13 protein-coding genes are annotated in these 15,635 nt (G+C 71.8%); 7 read left to right on the top strand and 6 right to left on the bottom strand.

The features are described 5' to 3' along the window. Positions 1 to 41 precede the first annotated feature (41 nt). Complete coding sequence (locus tag OIE47_RS22300; protein WP_326556473.1) at positions 42 to 410, bottom strand: STAS domain-containing protein; 369 nt, start codon at positions 408 to 410, stop codon at positions 42 to 44. Between the two features lie 444 nt (positions 411 to 854). Here OIE47_RS22300 and OIE47_RS22295 point away from each other — a divergent pair, with 444 nt between their 5' ends. Beyond that, a complete protein-coding gene (locus OIE47_RS22295) occupies positions 855 to 998 on the top strand; it encodes a hypothetical protein (protein WP_326556472.1) in 144 nt (47 codons plus the stop codon). A 173-nt stretch (positions 999 to 1,171) separates the two neighbouring features. After that, complete coding sequence (locus OIE47_RS22290; RefSeq protein WP_326556471.1) at positions 1,172 to 1,600, top strand: hypothetical protein; 429 nt, start codon at positions 1,172 to 1,174, stop codon at positions 1,598 to 1,600. A 111-nt stretch (positions 1,601 to 1,711) separates the two neighbouring features. On the opposite strand, the gene OIE47_RS22285 is transcribed toward OIE47_RS22290, so the two are convergent. The 3 genes from OIE47_RS22285 to OIE47_RS22275 all read right to left on the bottom strand — a co-directional run bounded on the left by OIE47_RS22285 (position 1,712) and on the right by OIE47_RS22275 (position 7,311). Beyond that, positions 1,712 to 4,489 (bottom strand): cellulose-binding domain-containing protein, encoded by a 2,778-nt coding sequence (locus OIE47_RS22285; RefSeq protein ID WP_326556470.1) that lies wholly within the window; start codon positions 4,487 to 4,489, stop codon positions 1,712 to 1,714. A gap of 308 nt (positions 4,490 to 4,797) precedes the next feature. Continuing rightward, positions 4,798 to 5,214, bottom strand: coding sequence for a hypothetical protein (locus OIE47_RS22280; protein ID WP_326556469.1), 417 nt, complete (start codon positions 5,212 to 5,214; stop codon positions 4,798 to 4,800). 21 nt (positions 5,215 to 5,235) lie between these two features. Continuing rightward, the gene (locus OIE47_RS22275) at positions 5,236 to 7,311 is read right to left on the bottom strand and encodes a hypothetical protein (protein WP_442792182.1); all 2,076 of its coding nucleotides are present in this window, start codon (positions 7,309 to 7,311) and stop codon (positions 5,236 to 5,238) included. A 234-nt stretch (positions 7,312 to 7,545) separates the two neighbouring features. On the opposite strand from OIE47_RS22275, the gene OIE47_RS22270 reads away from it, so the two are divergent. From OIE47_RS22270 to OIE47_RS22260, 3 genes are all read left to right on the top strand, one after another. Beyond that, complete coding sequence (locus OIE47_RS22270) at positions 7,546 to 8,226, top strand: BON domain-containing protein (RefSeq protein WP_326556467.1); 681 nt, start codon at positions 7,546 to 7,548, stop codon at positions 8,224 to 8,226. 79 nt (positions 8,227 to 8,305) lie between these two features. After that, positions 8,306 to 8,797, top strand: a complete 492-nt coding sequence (locus tag OIE47_RS22265; RefSeq protein WP_326556466.1) for a redoxin domain-containing protein — start codon at positions 8,306 to 8,308, stop codon at positions 8,795 to 8,797. 76 nt (positions 8,798 to 8,873) lie between these two features. After that, positions 8,874 to 9,425 carry a DsbA family protein gene (locus OIE47_RS22260; RefSeq protein ID WP_326556465.1) on the top strand — a complete coding sequence of 184 codons (552 nt, stop codon included), beginning with the start codon at positions 8,874 to 8,876 and terminating at the stop codon, positions 9,423 to 9,425. Between the two features lie 22 nt (positions 9,426 to 9,447). Here the strand turns inward: OIE47_RS22260 and OIE47_RS22255 are convergent, their stop codons facing one another. Further along, entirely contained in the window at positions 9,448 to 12,234 is a 2,787-nt protein-coding gene (locus tag OIE47_RS22255) for a LuxR C-terminal-related transcriptional regulator (protein WP_326556464.1), read from the bottom strand. A 198-nt stretch (positions 12,235 to 12,432) separates the two neighbouring features. Between OIE47_RS22255 and OIE47_RS22250 the strand changes: the two genes are divergently transcribed. Further along, positions 12,433 to 13,608 (top strand): saccharopine dehydrogenase family protein, encoded by a 1,176-nt coding sequence (locus tag OIE47_RS22250; RefSeq protein WP_326556463.1) that lies wholly within the window; start codon positions 12,433 to 12,435, stop codon positions 13,606 to 13,608. 43 nt (positions 13,609 to 13,651) lie between these two features. On the opposite strand, the gene OIE47_RS22245 is transcribed toward OIE47_RS22250, so the two are convergent. Beyond that, positions 13,652 to 14,437: a S1 family peptidase gene (locus OIE47_RS22245; protein WP_326556462.1), complete on the bottom strand. Its 786-nt coding sequence runs from the start codon at positions 14,435 to 14,437 to the stop codon at positions 13,652 to 13,654. Between the two features lie 290 nt (positions 14,438 to 14,727). On the opposite strand from OIE47_RS22245, the gene OIE47_RS22240 reads away from it, so the two are divergent. Continuing rightward, the gene (locus OIE47_RS22240; protein WP_326556461.1) at positions 14,728 to 15,552 is read left to right on the top strand and encodes a hypothetical protein; all 825 of its coding nucleotides are present in this window, start codon (positions 14,728 to 14,730) and stop codon (positions 15,550 to 15,552) included. Positions 15,553 to 15,635: the final 83 nt, after the last annotated feature.

The following is a 15,635-nucleotide window of genomic DNA, read 5'->3' as shown; positions in this document are numbered from 1 at the left end:
CGGGGTGTTCGACGCCGGCCGGTGACGGAGGGTGGATCGTTTCAGGCGCCGGGAAGCTGCGGTTCCGGTGTCGGAGCCGCCCCGGAGAAGTACGGTTCGGGGGCGCCGAAGAGGCCGAGCAGTCCGGTGACCCAGAGCTGCCGGTGAACGAACCGGCTCGGCTCGGTGACGACCAGTTTCACACCGCTGACCTCGGCGGTCTGGAAACCGGCGACCATGGCGCTGATCCCGACCGAGTCGATGAAACTGACCAGTCGCATGTTGAGCTCGATCCGGGGCGGACGCCCCTTCGCGAGCAGGCCGACAACAGCTTCGCGCACCTCGTACGCGGTGTCGACGTCGATCTCGCCACGCGGGGCGATCTCCACGACTCCACCAGGCAGGATCGACTTGGCGATCGACAGGCTCACGCGAGCACCTCCACTCGCCCAGATCCGGGCGTTTCATCAGTACGCGGGCCGCGACCGAGAGTATTCCTCAGATGGCCCCGGTCGCCACCCCTCCGGCACGGCAATCTATGCGGCCGGTCCGACAAAACAGTCCTTATCTGGTCATTCGTCAGCATATGTTCTCACGATCCAGGATGCCACCTACAGCGCCGTCCGGCCATCAGGGTATCCCCCGATCCGTCAGCCACCGCCCCGACGCGGTCCCCACCCGCCACCGCAACCCCTCCCGTACCGCCCTCATCCCGCCCGCCACCAGCCCTAACGCGTACGGTGAGCGGCGGAGAATGTGCGCGGCGACACGTCTGCCAGCGAGCGAAACGGACATTCATGAGGGTGGACGTGGGCGCCTAGACTCGGGGCCTCGTCCGGCGCGCTCCACCAGCGTGCACCGAGAGAGGACTGATCATGCTGAAGCGGTTGCTCGGCCTGGCTGGCGTAGGTGTCCTGCTCGCCCTCGTACTGGCCTGTGGATTCGGGTCCGGTGGCGACGATGACGACGATGACGATGACGATTTCGCCCGTGGTACGTCGATTGTCCTGATCCGCTAGCCCTTCTCCCGTCGACACCCGCCCCGACGAGCGGACCTCCATCACCACTTCCAACCGTCCGCGCGGGTTTGCGGTCGAACATGTCCGGGCACCTCCGAAGCAACAGAAACCGCGCCGAACAGATGGCTCTGTCCGAAGTGCCCGCTGCTTTCGGCATCCGAGGAGGTACCACGATGTTCGGAACGAACCTGGTGGCGCGTCGCAGCAAGCCCGAACAGATCGCCGACCAGGCGTGGCAGCACCTGCAGGCCACGTTCGGTTCGGCCGGCGAGAGCGTGCGCCACGTCGCACGGGACACCGCCCACTCGGCCCGGCGGGGCACCTCACACCTCGCCGACGAGGCCGGCGACCGGGTCAGCTCGGTCGCGGACGAGGCCTGGCGGCGGGCCACGGCGGCCTCCGCCGCACTGGCCGGCCGGCGACCGGGGCTGCCCTGGCTCTGGATCATCGGAGCAGCCGGTCTCGGCGCCGCGATCGGCTGGGCCGCCGGCTCGGCCGCCCGCGCCGTCATCGCCCGCGAGGGCGCGGATCCGAGTACGACCGAGAGCGTGGAGTTCGTCGAGGTCACCCCGCCGAACCCCAGCGTCCGCCTGCACAACTGAACGGGTTATCCCCGGCCGGCATGACCGGACCGGGAAGCGCTGACCGTGGGGTCGTCCGCCAGCACCATCGGCGGGCGACCCCACGGTTCGTGTCAGCCCCGGATCGGTGCGTCAGCTACGGGTGCAGCCAACCGGACTCGGCACCCCGTTGGTGCCGGTGTAACTGCCCAGGAACCCGAAGGTCGTGGTCGCGTCGGGGGCCAGGGCGCCGTTGTAACCGACGTTGCGGACCACCACCCCCGACCCGCTCTGGGTGTGCGTACCGCCCCAGATCTGGCTGATGGTCTGGGCGTTGGGGAAGGTCCAGTTCACCGCCCAGCCGGTGGTCGGGGTGGTTCCGGTGTTGCGTACGGTCACCTCCGCCTGAAACCCGCCCTGCCAGGAACCGGTCACCCGGTACGTCGCCGAGCAACCCCCGGCCGGTGCCGTGGTCGGCGGAGTCGTCGGCGGTCGAGTGGTCGGTGGAGTCGTCGGCGGTCGAGTGGTGGGCGGGGTGGTCGGCGGAGTCGTCGGTGGCCGCGTCGTCGGTGTGCTGGTCGGTGGAGTCGTCGGCGGGTTGGTCGGGCCACCGAGCCGGTCGGCGTAGAGGATGCCCCGACCGTTGGTGCCGAGGTACACCCGGCCGTAGATCCGGGGGTCACCGGTGATCGCCTCGGCCGCGTTGCCGTACTGGTGCTGGTCGTCGTTGATCCGTACCCAGACCCCGCCGGCGTTGTCCGAGCGGTACACCCCTGCCTTGCCGTCGATCGTCGCGTACGCGAACAGCGCCGGGTACGTCTGCCCCGGCGCCGCCCGGCCGAACCCGATGTTCACCGCACCGGTCACGTTGCCCAGCCTGGTGAAGCTCGCGCCGGAGTTGGTCGAGTGCCAGATCCCGGTGCCGCCGGTGCTGTCCCCGCCGGCCAGCCAGATGTCCCCCTCGACACCGGGCAGCGCCTTGAAGTGCACGTTCCCGCTGCTCGGGAGCCCGGTGGCGGCGCTGGCGGTGAAGCTCGCGCCCCCGTTGGTGCTGACGTAGAACCGGCCGCCGCCGAAGGCGTAGAACTTGTTCGGGTTGACCCGGTCGGACTCGATCTTCGCGTTCGCCGGTACGCCGGTCGACGCGGTCCACGAGTTGCCGTAGCCGACCGAGTAGACGACCTGCTGGCCCGAGTCACCGGGCGCCCAGACGAACCGGCTCCCGTTGGCCGCCGCGGCGACCGTACCGCCGCTGTTGATCCCGCCGGGTTCCTGGGCCTGGAACCAGTTCGCCCCGCCGTCGGTGGAGAAGGCGACGTGGCTGTCGTTCGGCCGTTCCGAGTCGGTGAAGTTGCCGGCCCGGACCATGATCGACGGATTCGACTCGGCGAAGTCGAGGCTGGTGGTGCTGGTCATGTTCGGCTGGGTGAACATCATCGCCGGTACGGCGTCCAGGTTGGCGTGCCGGAAGCCGCCGATGTCACCGAGCGCGCTGACCAGCGGGGCGCCGGTCGGCGGGCTGACCAGGTCGAGCACCGCCGTCTCCTCCAGCCCCCGGACCATCGGCCGGATGGTGAGGGTGCCGCCGGTGTCCCAGTTCCCGAGGTTGGTGGTGCCGTAGATGGTGGCGCCGGTGCCGTACATCATCCGGTTGCCGTCGAACGGGTCGATCTCCAGCGACTCGTTCATCCAGCCCAGCTTCGGTGACTCCTCCGGGGGTGCCGGGTTGGCGCCGAAGCTCAGCCAGGGCGCCGAGGTGATGTCCATCGTGTAGCGCTTGGTCCGGTTGGGATAGCTGCCGAAGTCCCAGATCCGGGTCCAGGTCGCACCGGCGTCGGTGCTGCGCCAGAAGATGGCGTCCGGCCACCAGGAGATCTGGGTGGCGACCATGAGGATGTTCGGGTTCTGCCGGTCGATGGTCAGCCCGCTGTACCCGAAGTACGCGTCCGCGCTGCTCGACGGGATCGGGCTGATCTGGGTCCACGCGCCGGTCGCCCGGTTGAACTTCCACACGTCACCCTTGTTCCCGTCGTACGGGCCGCCGGTGTCGCTGGTGGCGATGTAGAGGAAGCCGCCGACGTGGTCCACCACGCCCTTGTGGGCCAGGTACCCGGTGGGCTGGCCGGCGATCCGCTCCCAGGAGGTGCCCCCGTTGGTGCTGCGGTAGACCGGGTTCTGCTTGTCGGCCACCCCGACGTAGATGGTCTGGGTGGCGTTGCCGGCCGTACCGGTGCTGCGGTCGAAGTTGACCCAGGTGACGCCCTGGTTGCCGTTCAGGTAACCGTTCGGGTCGTTGGGGTCCTGGGCGTAGTTGCCGACGTTGGGGAAGTTGGTCACCTTGGCCCAGGTGACCCCGTAGTCGGTGCTGCGCCACAGGCCGTTGCCGCCCTCGGCGCCGTAGTAGACGGTGCTGTTCCGGTTGGGGTCGACGGCCAGCCGCTCCCCCTGCCCCCGGCCGGGCATGTTGCCGCCGACCTTGAACGGCAGGACGGTCGCCTGCCAGGTCGCGCCCTTGTCGGTGGAACGCAGGATGGCGCCCGGGTTCGGGTCCCAGTCGTTGGTGTACATGCCGACGGCGGCGTACACCCGGTTGGTCTGGACCGGGTCGGTGGCCATGCTGAGCACCCCGTTCCAGCCCCACCTGTCGTAGCCGACCCAGTCGAGCAGCGGGGTCCAGGACTGGCTGCCCTGCTCCCAGCGGTAGGCGCCGCCGATGTCCGTACGGGCATAGATCAGGTTGCGTTCGGTGGGATTGAAGACGATGCCCGGCACGAAGCCGCCGCCGTCGATCCGGACGTTCTTCCAGGAGTACGGCTCGGACGCGGCCGCCGCGGCCGGTGACGCGGACGGGCTGACGGCGACCTGGGCCACCACGGCCACCGCGCCGGCGACAACCACGGCCGCGAGCGCGCTGGCGAGACTTCTACGCATGTACGGCTCCCTCTGAGCGCTGACGCTGTTACTGGGGATGGAGAACCGCCATGCACGGAGCGCGTGGGCGCGCCGATGCCGGTGAGCGGGCACGGGGCATCGACTGCCGCGCCGAGCGCGTGCATGAGCGAGGAATGACGGTGGTGCGGAGCTGCCCTCGGCTCACGCACCGGGCACGATTGGCTCCCGCACCGGTCTCGTGCAGACACTCACACACGCCGGTCAGCGCTGTCAATAGTTGCGTATTTAAACTAAAGAATGGACGGCAATGTGTTGCCACACCCGTGAAGGGGCTGCGGGGGCTGCCGTTACTCGGTGGGATCGCCCTCGGTCGGGTCCGGGGTGGGCGGCGGCTCCGGCGACTCCGGCGGTGTCGTCGGGTCGACCGGCGGGGGCGAGGTCGGCTGTCCGGGTGGCCCGGTGGTGGCGGGGCGCGTACCGGTCGGTGTCGGTGAGGTCGGCTTGCCGGGGGCGGCCGGCGTCCGCCCCGGAAGGTTCCGGTCCGGTCCCGGCGGGAGGAGGACGCCTACCGTCGCCGAGGGGTCGGGGGTCGGCAGACCCGGCGACGCGGAATCGGTCGGCGAGGCCGTGGCGCTGGCGGAACCGCTCGGAAGCGGGGCCGCCGGCAACGGCTCGGAGCGGAGCAGGGTGCCACCCAACCACACCGCCGGTCCCAGCCCCACAGCCACGATCCCGCCGAACAGCGCGGCCACTCGGCGGTCCATCGCAAAACCTCCCCGGCCAGCTCAGCCGAGCCGGAACACCACCGCTCCGGCGATATCCTCACGGCTGATCCCGAGCCCCTGTGTGTCCCGGTTGAGCACATCCTGCCATGGTGTGCCGTTCACGTACTCGGGTAGCACGACAACTGTCCGGATGCCGATCTGCCGCAGGTACGCCACGCTCGTCTGATCGGGGAAACTCGGCGTCACCGCCCGGATCTGTTGCTGCGTCGGCGGTACGAACGACGCCAGACCGTTGGCGATCTTCGGGAACCCGTCGGTCGACCAGAGCATGATGGTGAACTCGAACGTCCCGTCGCTCGGCAGCACCAGCAGTGGGCCCTCCATCCCGCGCAGCACCGCCGGTTGCGGCTGCACCGGTGCGTGCGGGGTGGTGTTGATCCCCTCGAGCACCACCAGGGCCAGCGGCACCAGGGTCAGGAGTCGGACCACCCAGCCGGCCATCGGACGCGCCGGCCGGACCGTCCGGACCCGCTCCGGTGCCGACACCGTTTGCGCCACCGGCACCGCGGGCCGGATGACCGCGTTGGCAACACCGGCACCGACAGCCACGGGTTGCTGAGCCGGCACGGCGGCGGCGGACACGGGCTCGTCCTCCGCCACGGATCGGTCGCGGTCACCGTCACCGTCGGGCGCGCCCCGGTCGGGCACGGACGCGTCGCCGTCGACCCGGTCCGTCGCGGATGCGTCGCCGTCGACCCGGTCCGTCGCGGATGCGTCGCCGTCGACACCGTCGGGCGGGGACGGATCGCTCGACTCGACCCGGCCGAGCATGCTGAGCACACCGGCGGCGAGGATGCCGAGCAGGAGCGTGGTCCAGAGGATCAGCCGACCCGGCGTACGGATCGCGTCCCAGCCGGGCAGGTGCAGGAACAGGGTGGCGTAACCCGGACTGCCGTCGCCGCCGAAGCTGGTACCGGCGGCGAGCGCCACACTCACCAGCACCCCGGCGGCGAGCAGCACCCGGTGACGTACGCGCCAGGCGGAGAAGAAGAGCCCGGCGAACGCGAGCCCGATCAGCACCACACCGGGCAGCAGGGTCATCTCACCGGCGAACGGCAGCAGTTCCCGGGCCGCCGCGTGCCGCTCCCCCCAGAGCCACGACTCCGGCGGCGCGGTGAAGAAACCCCGCAGCGGCGGGGAGAACTGCTCCAGGTGGGCCAGGGTCCGGCGGCCGTCCGGGTTCTGCTCGACCACCTTCAGGTACGGCAACGCCATGGCGAGCGTGATCGCGGCGAAGACCACCCCACCGACCAGGTCGGCGATGAGCAGCCGACGGCCGAAGACCGGTCGGGCCGAGCGCCGCCACCAGGACCAGAGGTAACCGATCACGACCACGAGGCAGAGCACCGCCAGGGCGTACCCGAACGGCAGGCCGATGCCGAAGCCGAGCGTCATCTGCCAGGCGGCGACCAGCCAACCCGCCACCGCCCAGCCCGGACGGCGCAGCTCCGGCCGGTAGCCGTACGTCAGGGACCAGCCGTGGCCGCGGGCGAGCATGGCCAGGGCGAGGGCGATGCCGCCGATCGAGAGCACGTGCAGGTGCCCCGCCTGGGCCAGCTTCCACGGGGCGTACCCGAACGCGACCCCGGCCAGCGCGGCCCCGATCCGGTTCGCACCGAGCTGCCGGACCAGGGCGTACGCACCGACGAAGGCGAGCGCGTGGACCAGCACGTACAGGATGTTGTAACGGACGATCGCGGCGACCGGCCCCTCACCGATCATGCCGAGCGGGGCGTAACCGAGCAGGGTGTCGGAGTACGCGTACGTGTAGCGCTCGGGGAAGAACGTGTTCGAGTGCCAGAGCTGGACGGGGTCGGTGAGCAGGGCGTGCCCGCCCCAGGCGACCTGCCACGCCTGCAGGACCGGGTCGCCGGTGTCCTGCGGGATGGTCTGGGTGATGTCGCGCAACGTCGGCCAGGTGAGCAGTACGGCCAGCAGCAGCCCGCCGAGCGAGGCGAGTGTCCACTCGTGCCGCAGCAGGCGTACGACCCGTTGTGACACGGCACGGCCGCGCGGCGGCCCGACCGGCTGCTCGGGCGCCGGGGCCGACACGGCCGTCCGGTCCCCCGCAGTCACCTCGTCGGTCGTCATCCGCTCTCCTCCACCCACGTCAACACACCTGCCGGATCGACAGTCGATGATTCCCTACCGGCCGGCGACCTGTCACGTGCCCGGTCCGGCGGGCCTCACCTTTCCCGGGTGATGGGACGTCACCCGGGTACGCCGGAACATCGGCCGTGACAGCGCGGCCACCACCGGCACACCCCGGCGGTTCGCCGATGCGCAATCTATCCCGCGGGAGGAACGACCATGACCTCGGCGAGGACGATCACCCGCAGCGACGAGGAAATCCAGCGCGACGTCCTCGACGAACTGGAGTGGGAGCCCCGGGTCCAGCCCAACGAGATCGGCGTGACGGTGCAGGAAGGGGTGGTGACCCTCACCGGGTGGGTGGACAACTACGCCAAGAAGTGGGCGGCGGAACGGTCCGCGCACCGGATCAACCGGGTCCGGGCGGTGGCCAACGACATCGAGGTCCGGCTCCCGTCCTCGGCCGAGCGGAGCGACGGTGACATCGCCCTGGCTGCCACCCGTGCCCTGGAGTGGGACGCCTTCGTGCCGGTCGGGAACCTGGACGTGACCGTCTCCAACGGCTGGGTGGTGCTGCGCGGCGACGTCGGGTGGGAGTACCAGAAGCGGGCCGCGGAACGAACGGTCCGCCGGTTGGCCAGCGTCCGTGGCGTGACCAACGGGATCAACGTACGTCCGATCGGTCTGCCGTCGCCCGACAAGTTGGAACAGCTCGTGGTCAACGCGCTGATCCGCAGCGCCGAAACCGACGTCGACCGGATCGACATCGAGGTGCAGGGCGACCTGATCGTGCTCACCGGTGCCGTCGACTCGTGGCTGGAACGCCAGGAGGCCGAGCGGGTGGCCTGGTCCGCGCCGGGCGTCGCGGCCGTCGACAACCACATCACCGTACGGGTGTGAGACTCCACCGGACGCGGGCGCGGGTACCACCCGGATCGGGTGAGTCGGGGTCACCCGGCCCGGGGCGAGGATGAGAGACATGACTGATCCCAGCGGCGCACTCCAACCGGGACAACCGGCTCCGGAGTTCACCCTGCCGGCCGGGCTCGATCGGCGGGTGAGCCTGGCGGATTCCCGGGGGCGGCCGACGGTGCTCGCCTTCTACCCGGCGGACTGGAGCCCGGTCTGCGGTGACCAGATGGCGCTCTACCAGGCCGCCCGGCCCGCGTTCGACCAGTACGACGCGACCCTGCTGGGCATCTCGGTCGACAGCGTCTGGTGCCACAAAGCCTTCGCGGCGAGTGCCGGGATCGAATTCCCCCTGCTGTCCGACTTCGAACCGAAGGGCGCGGTCGCCCGCCGGTACGGCGTCTACGGCCCGGACGGCTACGCCGAGCGGGCGCTGTTCGTGCTCGACACCCGGGCGCAGGTGAGCTGGAGTTACGTCTCGCCGACGGACGTGAACCCGGGCGCCGACGGGATCCTCGACGCGCTCGACGCCCTCACCAGCCGGCAGCAGGCGCGGGCCTGACGCGGTGGTCACGCAGCATTCCTGATCCGGCCGTGGTGGCCGGGCAGGGTTACACCGAGCACGACGGGGAGGCCCGATGACAACACCGATGCAGGTCACGTCGAGCAAACTGCGGGTGCCGATCACCGACGACGATCACGTACGCGGGCCGGCGGAGGCACCGGTGACCCTGGTCGAGTACGCCGACCTGCAGTGCCCGTACTGCGGGCAGGCGTACCACCGGCTGCACGAACTCCTCCGCCAGCGACCCGAGACGGTACGGCTGGTCTTCCGGCACTTCCCGCTCAGCAACGTGCACCCGTACGCGGAACTGGCGGCGGAGACGGTCGAGGCGGCGGGCGTACGGGACCAGTTCTGGGCCATGCACGACTGGATATTCGAGCACCAGGACCAGCTCGACCCGGTGCACCTGTCGATGGGGTGCCAGCAGCTCGGGCTGCCGGAGGACGAGGTGGCCGACGAGGTCGCCCGGCACGTCCACCTCGACCGGGTCCGGCGCGACTTCGTCGGCGGGATCCGCAGCGGGGTCAACGGCACCCCGACGTTCTTCGTCAACGGGGTCCGCTACGACGGCTCGTACGAGCTGCCGGAGCTGCTCGCGGCGGTCGACCAGGCGGCGTCGACCTGACCCTCGATCCGCGTGTTAGTGGTCAGATCAGGCGCAGCTCACGGGCCCGGCGGACGGCTTCCCGCCGCCGGGTCGCGTCCAGCTTCCGGTAGATGTTGCGCACGTGCGTCTTCACCGTGTTGACCGAGACCGACAGCTCACCGGCGATCTCCACGTTGGACAGGATGCTCTGCAGGTAACGCAGGACGGTGAGTTCCCGGTCGGTCAGCGGCTCCCCCAGACCCGGCACCGCGGCGGCCAACCGCCCGCCCCGGTCCCGCCGGTCGGTGCCGGTGGGTGTGATCGCGTCGCGCCCGCTCTGCTCCGCACCGGTGGCGATCAGTTCCCGGACCATCGGCCAGTACGCCGTACCAGAGTCGAGGTGCGCGGCGAGCAGGTCGCGGGCCGGTGGCTCGGACCGGGTGAACACCCGGCGGAACCCGTCCGGCGCGGCCAGGACCAGGACCTCCTCCAACGTACGGGCGGCCCGACGGTGGTCGCCGGCCGCACGGGCGGTCAGCGCGTCGAGCAGCCCCGCCTCCAGGCGTACCGGCAGCAGCCAGGCGTCGGCGTCCGGCCCGGCCCAGTCCGGCAGCGTACGGGCCACCGCACCCAGGTCCCCCGCGTGCAGGTACGCCCGGGACAGCGCGACGGCGAGCGCCTCCGCCGGCCCGGTGGCCTCGTCCAGCGGGGCGAGCAGGAGTTCCCGGCTGCGGCCCAGGTCGCCGTGCGCGGTGCACAGGTCGGCCTCGCCCGCGAGCAGCCAGTCCGACAACCGCTCGGCCCGGTGCTGCTCACCGAGCCGGGCCCGGCCGGCGAGCAGGAGCTGGTACGCGCCGGTCAGGTCGCCCCGGTCCCGGCCGAGTTGGGCCCGGATCCAGGCGGCGACGGCGGCGACGGCGGGTTCACGACCCTGCTCGATCCGGTTACCGGCGAGGGTCAGGTTCGCCTCGGCGTCGCCCGCGTGGTCCCGGTGCAGGGCGATCAGGGCGAGGGCGAGGTAGGCGTGCCCGTGGTCGGTCGGCACGTCACCGTCGAATGCGCCGCCGACCACCAGGCGGGCGTCCCGTTCGGCGGCGGCGAGCCGTCCGCGTACCGCCCGGACCAGGGCCAGCCGGCTGGTGCAGGCGAGTTCGGTACGGGCGAGTCCGGCCCGGTGCGCGTCGGCCAGTGCCCCGCTCAGCTCGGTCTCGGCGGCGACCAGGTCCCCGGTGGCGAGTTGGACCGCACCGGCGGCGGTACGGGCGATCGCCCGCGCCCGCAGGTCCACCGGCGGGCGACCGGCACCCGCACCGGGCGGGGACGCCAGTGCGCGTAACCGGGCGGCGGCGGCGAGCACCTCCGGAACCTCCCCGCCGAGTTGCGCCCCGGCCAGCCGCAGCGCGGCGGCGATCAGCGTGAACCGGTCCCGGCGACCCCCGTCGAGCTGGGACCCCTGCCGCTCGGCCAGCCGCAGGTACCCGCTCGCCGCCGCCCGGTTGCCCCGGTCCAACGCGTCGACGGCGTACGCCAGGGCGAGTTCCGGTTCGGCGCGTACCGCCTCGGGCGCCGGTGGGTTCGGTGCCGGCGGGCCCGGCCGCGCCGGGGCGTACGGAACCAGCTCGGGCCAGTGCTCGGCGAGTACGCCGGTGGCCCGGGTCCACTCCCCTGCGGCGAGGGCGTGCCGGAGTGCCTCGGCCGGCAACTCCCGGGACACAGCCCAGCCGGCCGCCCGTCGGTGCAGGTCGAGCAGTTCGTCGGCGGGACGCAGCCGCTGCTGCGCCCGGAGTAGTTCGGCGAGCATCCGGTGGTAGCGGTAGGCGGGCGGGCGGGTGCCCAGGCCGACCACGAATCCGGTGTCCCGTTCCAGCTCGGCCAGGACCCGTTCCCCGTCGGTCCGCCCGGTCAGGGCGTTGACCAGGTCACCGGTGACCCGGTCGGCGACCGCCCCGCGGCGCAGCACGTCCCGCGCCTCGTCGGTCAGCCCGGCCAGCACCTCCACCGACAGGTAGTCGGCCACGGCGGAGTCGTCGCCCCCGAAGGCGTCGACGAACCGGGCCGGGTCGGGGTGGCCTGGCAGGGCGAGTGCGGCGAACCGGAGACCGGCCGGCCAGCCTTCCGTCCGTACGCGTAGCTCCTCGGTCTGGTCGGCGGGGACGCTGATGCCGTGCGCGGTCAGCAGTTCGGCGGCCTCCGCGGCGGTGAACGCCAGGTCGGCCGCGCGGATCTCGGTCAGCTCACCGCTGAGCCGCCACCGGTGCAGCGCCAGTGCCGGGTCGGTACGCCCACCGATGACCAGCCGGAGCCGGTCCCCGGTGTGCCGGAGCAGGAATTCGAGCCCGTCGGCCACGTCCGGGTCGTCGATCCGGTGGAAGTCGTCGAGGACCAGCGTGACCGGCTCCGGCCGGCGGCTCAGCTCGGCGGCGAGGTGGTCGAGGAAGTCCCGGTCCACCGGCTCGTCCGCCCCCTCGACGGCCGGTGCCGGCGAACCGCCCTGCGGGTCGTCGGTGGCACGGACGGCGGCCCGCAGGTACGACCAGAGCCGGCTTCCCCCGTCGCCCGGTTCGAGGGAGAGCCAGGCCCGGTGTCCGTTGTTGTCCGGGGCCCGGTACCAGGAGCCGAGCAGGGTGGTCTTGCCCCAGCCGGCCGGGGCCGACACCAGCGTGACCGGGCCGGCGGCACCGGCCTCCAGCAGCGCGAACAGCCGGGGGCGGGCGACCACCGCGCCGGGCAGCGACGCGACCGCCAGCTTGGAGGCGAGCAGCGGCGCCACGGCCACCCTGTCCTCCCCCAGCACACCGGTACGACCGCGCGGCGCGGCGGCGCCGGCTCCGATCCGGTCCTCGGGCATCCTGTTCCACCCCCGCGGACACGACAACATCCATTGGTTCGTGCACAGCCTGGACCCGGACTTCCGCCCGGGGCGCGACCCGGATACCCGGCCCGCCGGAGTTCACCCCTGACGGAGGAGACCGGTTCACCCACTGCCCCGCGACGGTCCGCCCGGACGGCGGCGATGACCCCCGGTGTCCGGTGCGACACTGCTCGGGTGTCCACGCCCCGTCCGTACGACATCGTCCTGTTCGGCGCGACCGGGTTCACCGGTGGCCTCACCGCCCGGTACCTGGCCCGCCACGCCCCGCACACGCTCCGCTGGGCGTTGGCCGGGCGCAACCCGCGGCGGCTGGCCGAGGTGCGCGACGCCCTCGCCGCGATCGACCCGGCCTGGCGTGACCTGCCCCTGCTCCCGGCCGACGCCGCCGACCCCGGATCGCTGCACCGGCTCGCCGCGAGCACCCGTACGTTGGTCAGCACCGTCGGCCCGTACGTGCAGCACGGGGAGCCGGTGGTGGCCGCCTGCGCCGAGGCCGGGACGGACTACCTCGACATCACCGGTGAGCCGGAGTTCGTGGACCTGATGTACGTCCGCCACCACGAGCGGGCCACCCGGACCGGGGCGCGGCTGGTGCACGCCTGCGGCTTCGACTGCGTACCCGCCGACCTCGGCGTGCACCTCACCGTCGGGGAGCTGCCGGCGGACGTACCGGTCACAGTGGACGGTTATCTGCGGGCGTGGGGGGTGCCGTCGTCCGGGACGTACCGGACGGTGTTGCTGGTGTTGGCGCGGCGCCGGAGCGCGGCGGCAGCGGCCCGCGCCCGGCGGCGGGCCCAGCCGGTGGTGCGGTCCCGCCGGGTACGCGCCGGCGCCGGTCGCCCCGGCCGGTCGGCCGAGTTGCGCCGGTGGGTCCTGCCGCTGCCCTCGCTCGACCCGGTGGTGGTGGGCCGTTCCGCCACCGCCCTGGACCGGTACGGTCCCGACTTCCGGTTCCGGCACCATCTCGTGTTGCGGCTGCCGCTGCTGGTCGGCGCGGTGGTCGGGGTCGCCGGACTGGCCGTCCTGGTCCGGATCCCCCCGGTCCGGGAGTGGCTGCTGCGCCGGGCCGCCCCGGGTGCGGGCCCGACGGCCGAACAGCGGGCCAGGGGGTGGTTCTCGTTCCGGTTCGTCGGTGTCGGCGGCGGGCGCCGGGTGGTCACCGAGGTCGTCGGCGGTGACCCCGGGTACGACGAGACCGCCAAGATGCTCGCCGAGTCGGCTCTCTGCCTGACCCTGGACAACCTGCCGCCCACCGCCGGACAGGTGACCCCGGCAGCGGCGATGGGTGACGCGCTGACCGCGCGTCTGCGCCGTGCCGGGATCACCTTCCGGGTGCTGTCGCTGTCCTGAGCCGGTGCCGTGCCGTGCCCGCGGTCGTGTGCGGGGTGCCGGGTCAGGAGGGGAGGCCGCCGACCTGGGTGTTGATCCAGGAGCGGATGGCGGGAAGGTCACCGTAGATGGAGGGACCGGTGGCGCAGGTCGGGTTGTTGTTGCCGGCCCGGCTGGTCGCCCCGATCAGGTTCCACCGGCCGCCGATGCTGCGTACCTGCGGGCCGCCCGAGTCGCCGTAGCAGGCACCCGCGTTGCCGTTCGTGTTGTTGGTGCAGATCTCCAGCGTGCCGTTGATGCCACTGCACCGGCTGTCGGCCACGATCGAGGTGTCGAGTTCGTTGGCGACCAGGGGGGCCGAACCGCAGCCGCGGGTCGGGCAGGTCTGGCCCCAACCGATGATCCGGGTGGCCGTACCGACCGCGCCGGAGGTGGTCGGGATCGGCGCCGGGGCGTGGCTGACCGAACTCGCGAGTTGTAGAAGTTTCACGTCACTGGTCGGGTGGTTGACCCCCCGCAGGACACTCACCACGGTGCCGCCACTGCTGCGGTTGACGCTTCCGACGCGTACCGAACTCGGGGTCGGGCAGTGTTTCGCGGTGACCGCCCAGTTGGCATTGATCAGCGATCCGGTGCAGCCGGAGACGTACACCATGAACGAGTAGTTCTCGGTCGCCGGGCGACCATTGACGACCTGGACGCCGACGCCGTCCGGGGCGGACGAGGTGGCGCCGGGGGCCGCGCCGTAGTGCGGGCCGGTTGCCGCCGTAGCCACGGTTGGCGAGGTCAGGCCGGCTGCGACGAGGCCGGCGACAAACAGTACGCGGGCCAACAGGAGGGAGGCTCTCATGGTCACCTGGTCCTTGTCTTTTCGGGGGCGGAGAAGGGATCCAAGGGCACCTTATCGTTCGTTAAATCCATGTCAATGAATGTTGGTGATATCGCTTTCCACCTATCGTCGAATGATGGTGGGGCGGTAACGGAATCCACCGCCGGAAATCCGGATACGTGGGACCGTTCCCGGTTTGCCGGTAATCGGCTAACGTACCGACGAATTGTCGTGTGGCCGAAACCCGTTACCCATGTCATGCTCGGATCGTTGTACCCATACGACTACATTGGCTCCGGCGGAGGGTGCGTGTGACCCAACTCGACCTCCCCGGTCCCGCGCCGGCCCACCCCGCCCCACAGCGGACCACCGAGCAGGTGACCCGGCTGCGCCTCCTGGTCACCGTCAAGACCGCCCCCCGCCCCACCGACCGGTCCGACCGGACGGTCTACGCGGCCGGCATCAGCGCGGACCCGGACCGCCCCGGCTGGATCCGGCTCGCCCCGATCCCGATCGGCGAACTCGGCCCCGCCGCCGCCTTCGGCACGTACGACATCATCAGCGTCGATGCCCGCCCGGCCGACCCGGACTTCGGTCGGGAGAGCTGGCAGCCGGTACCGGACACCCTGGTCCGCGAACACCACCTCAAGCGGTGGCAGTGGCGTCAGCCGTGGCTGGACCCGTACGTCGGGGAGACCGTGTGCCGGGCACAACCGGACGGGCCCACGCTCGCCCTGGTCCGGCCCCGGCAGGTCGACGGGCTCGTCCTGGCACCGCACCCGGACTGGACCATCGAACAGCGCCGACGGCTCGACGCGTACGCCGACCGCCTCGACCCGACCGGGCGCCAGGACCGTGGCCCGCTCTGCGCACCCCGGTTCACCGGGGCGTACCGCTACCGGTGCAACGGGTACGACTGCCCCGGCCACCAGCACACGATCGTCGACTGGGAGTTCGCGGCCCTGCAACACCGGCTGGCCGGACTCCCCGACGACCGGCTCCGCAACGCCCTGACCACCGCCTTCCTGCGCCGGATCTGTGGTCCGGACCGGGACCCGGCGTTCTACCTCGGCCGCTCCGGCAACCGCCCGGACGGCTACGACGTGCTCGGCGTCTACTGGCCGCCGAGGCGCTGACCTCGACAATCTCTCCCCCGCCGGACCGGACCGCGCGTCGGGCGGTCGCCGCCGCCGGCTAGGTTCGGCGGGTTGACCCTCGA

The organism is Micromonospora sp. NBC_01796 (genome assembly GCF_035917455.1).
Taxonomy (GTDB): Bacteria; Actinomycetota; Actinomycetes; order Mycobacteriales; family Micromonosporaceae; genus Micromonospora_G.
The sequence above is the reverse complement of the archived record's forward strand: the minus strand, read 5'-3'. Positions and strand labels throughout refer to the sequence as shown.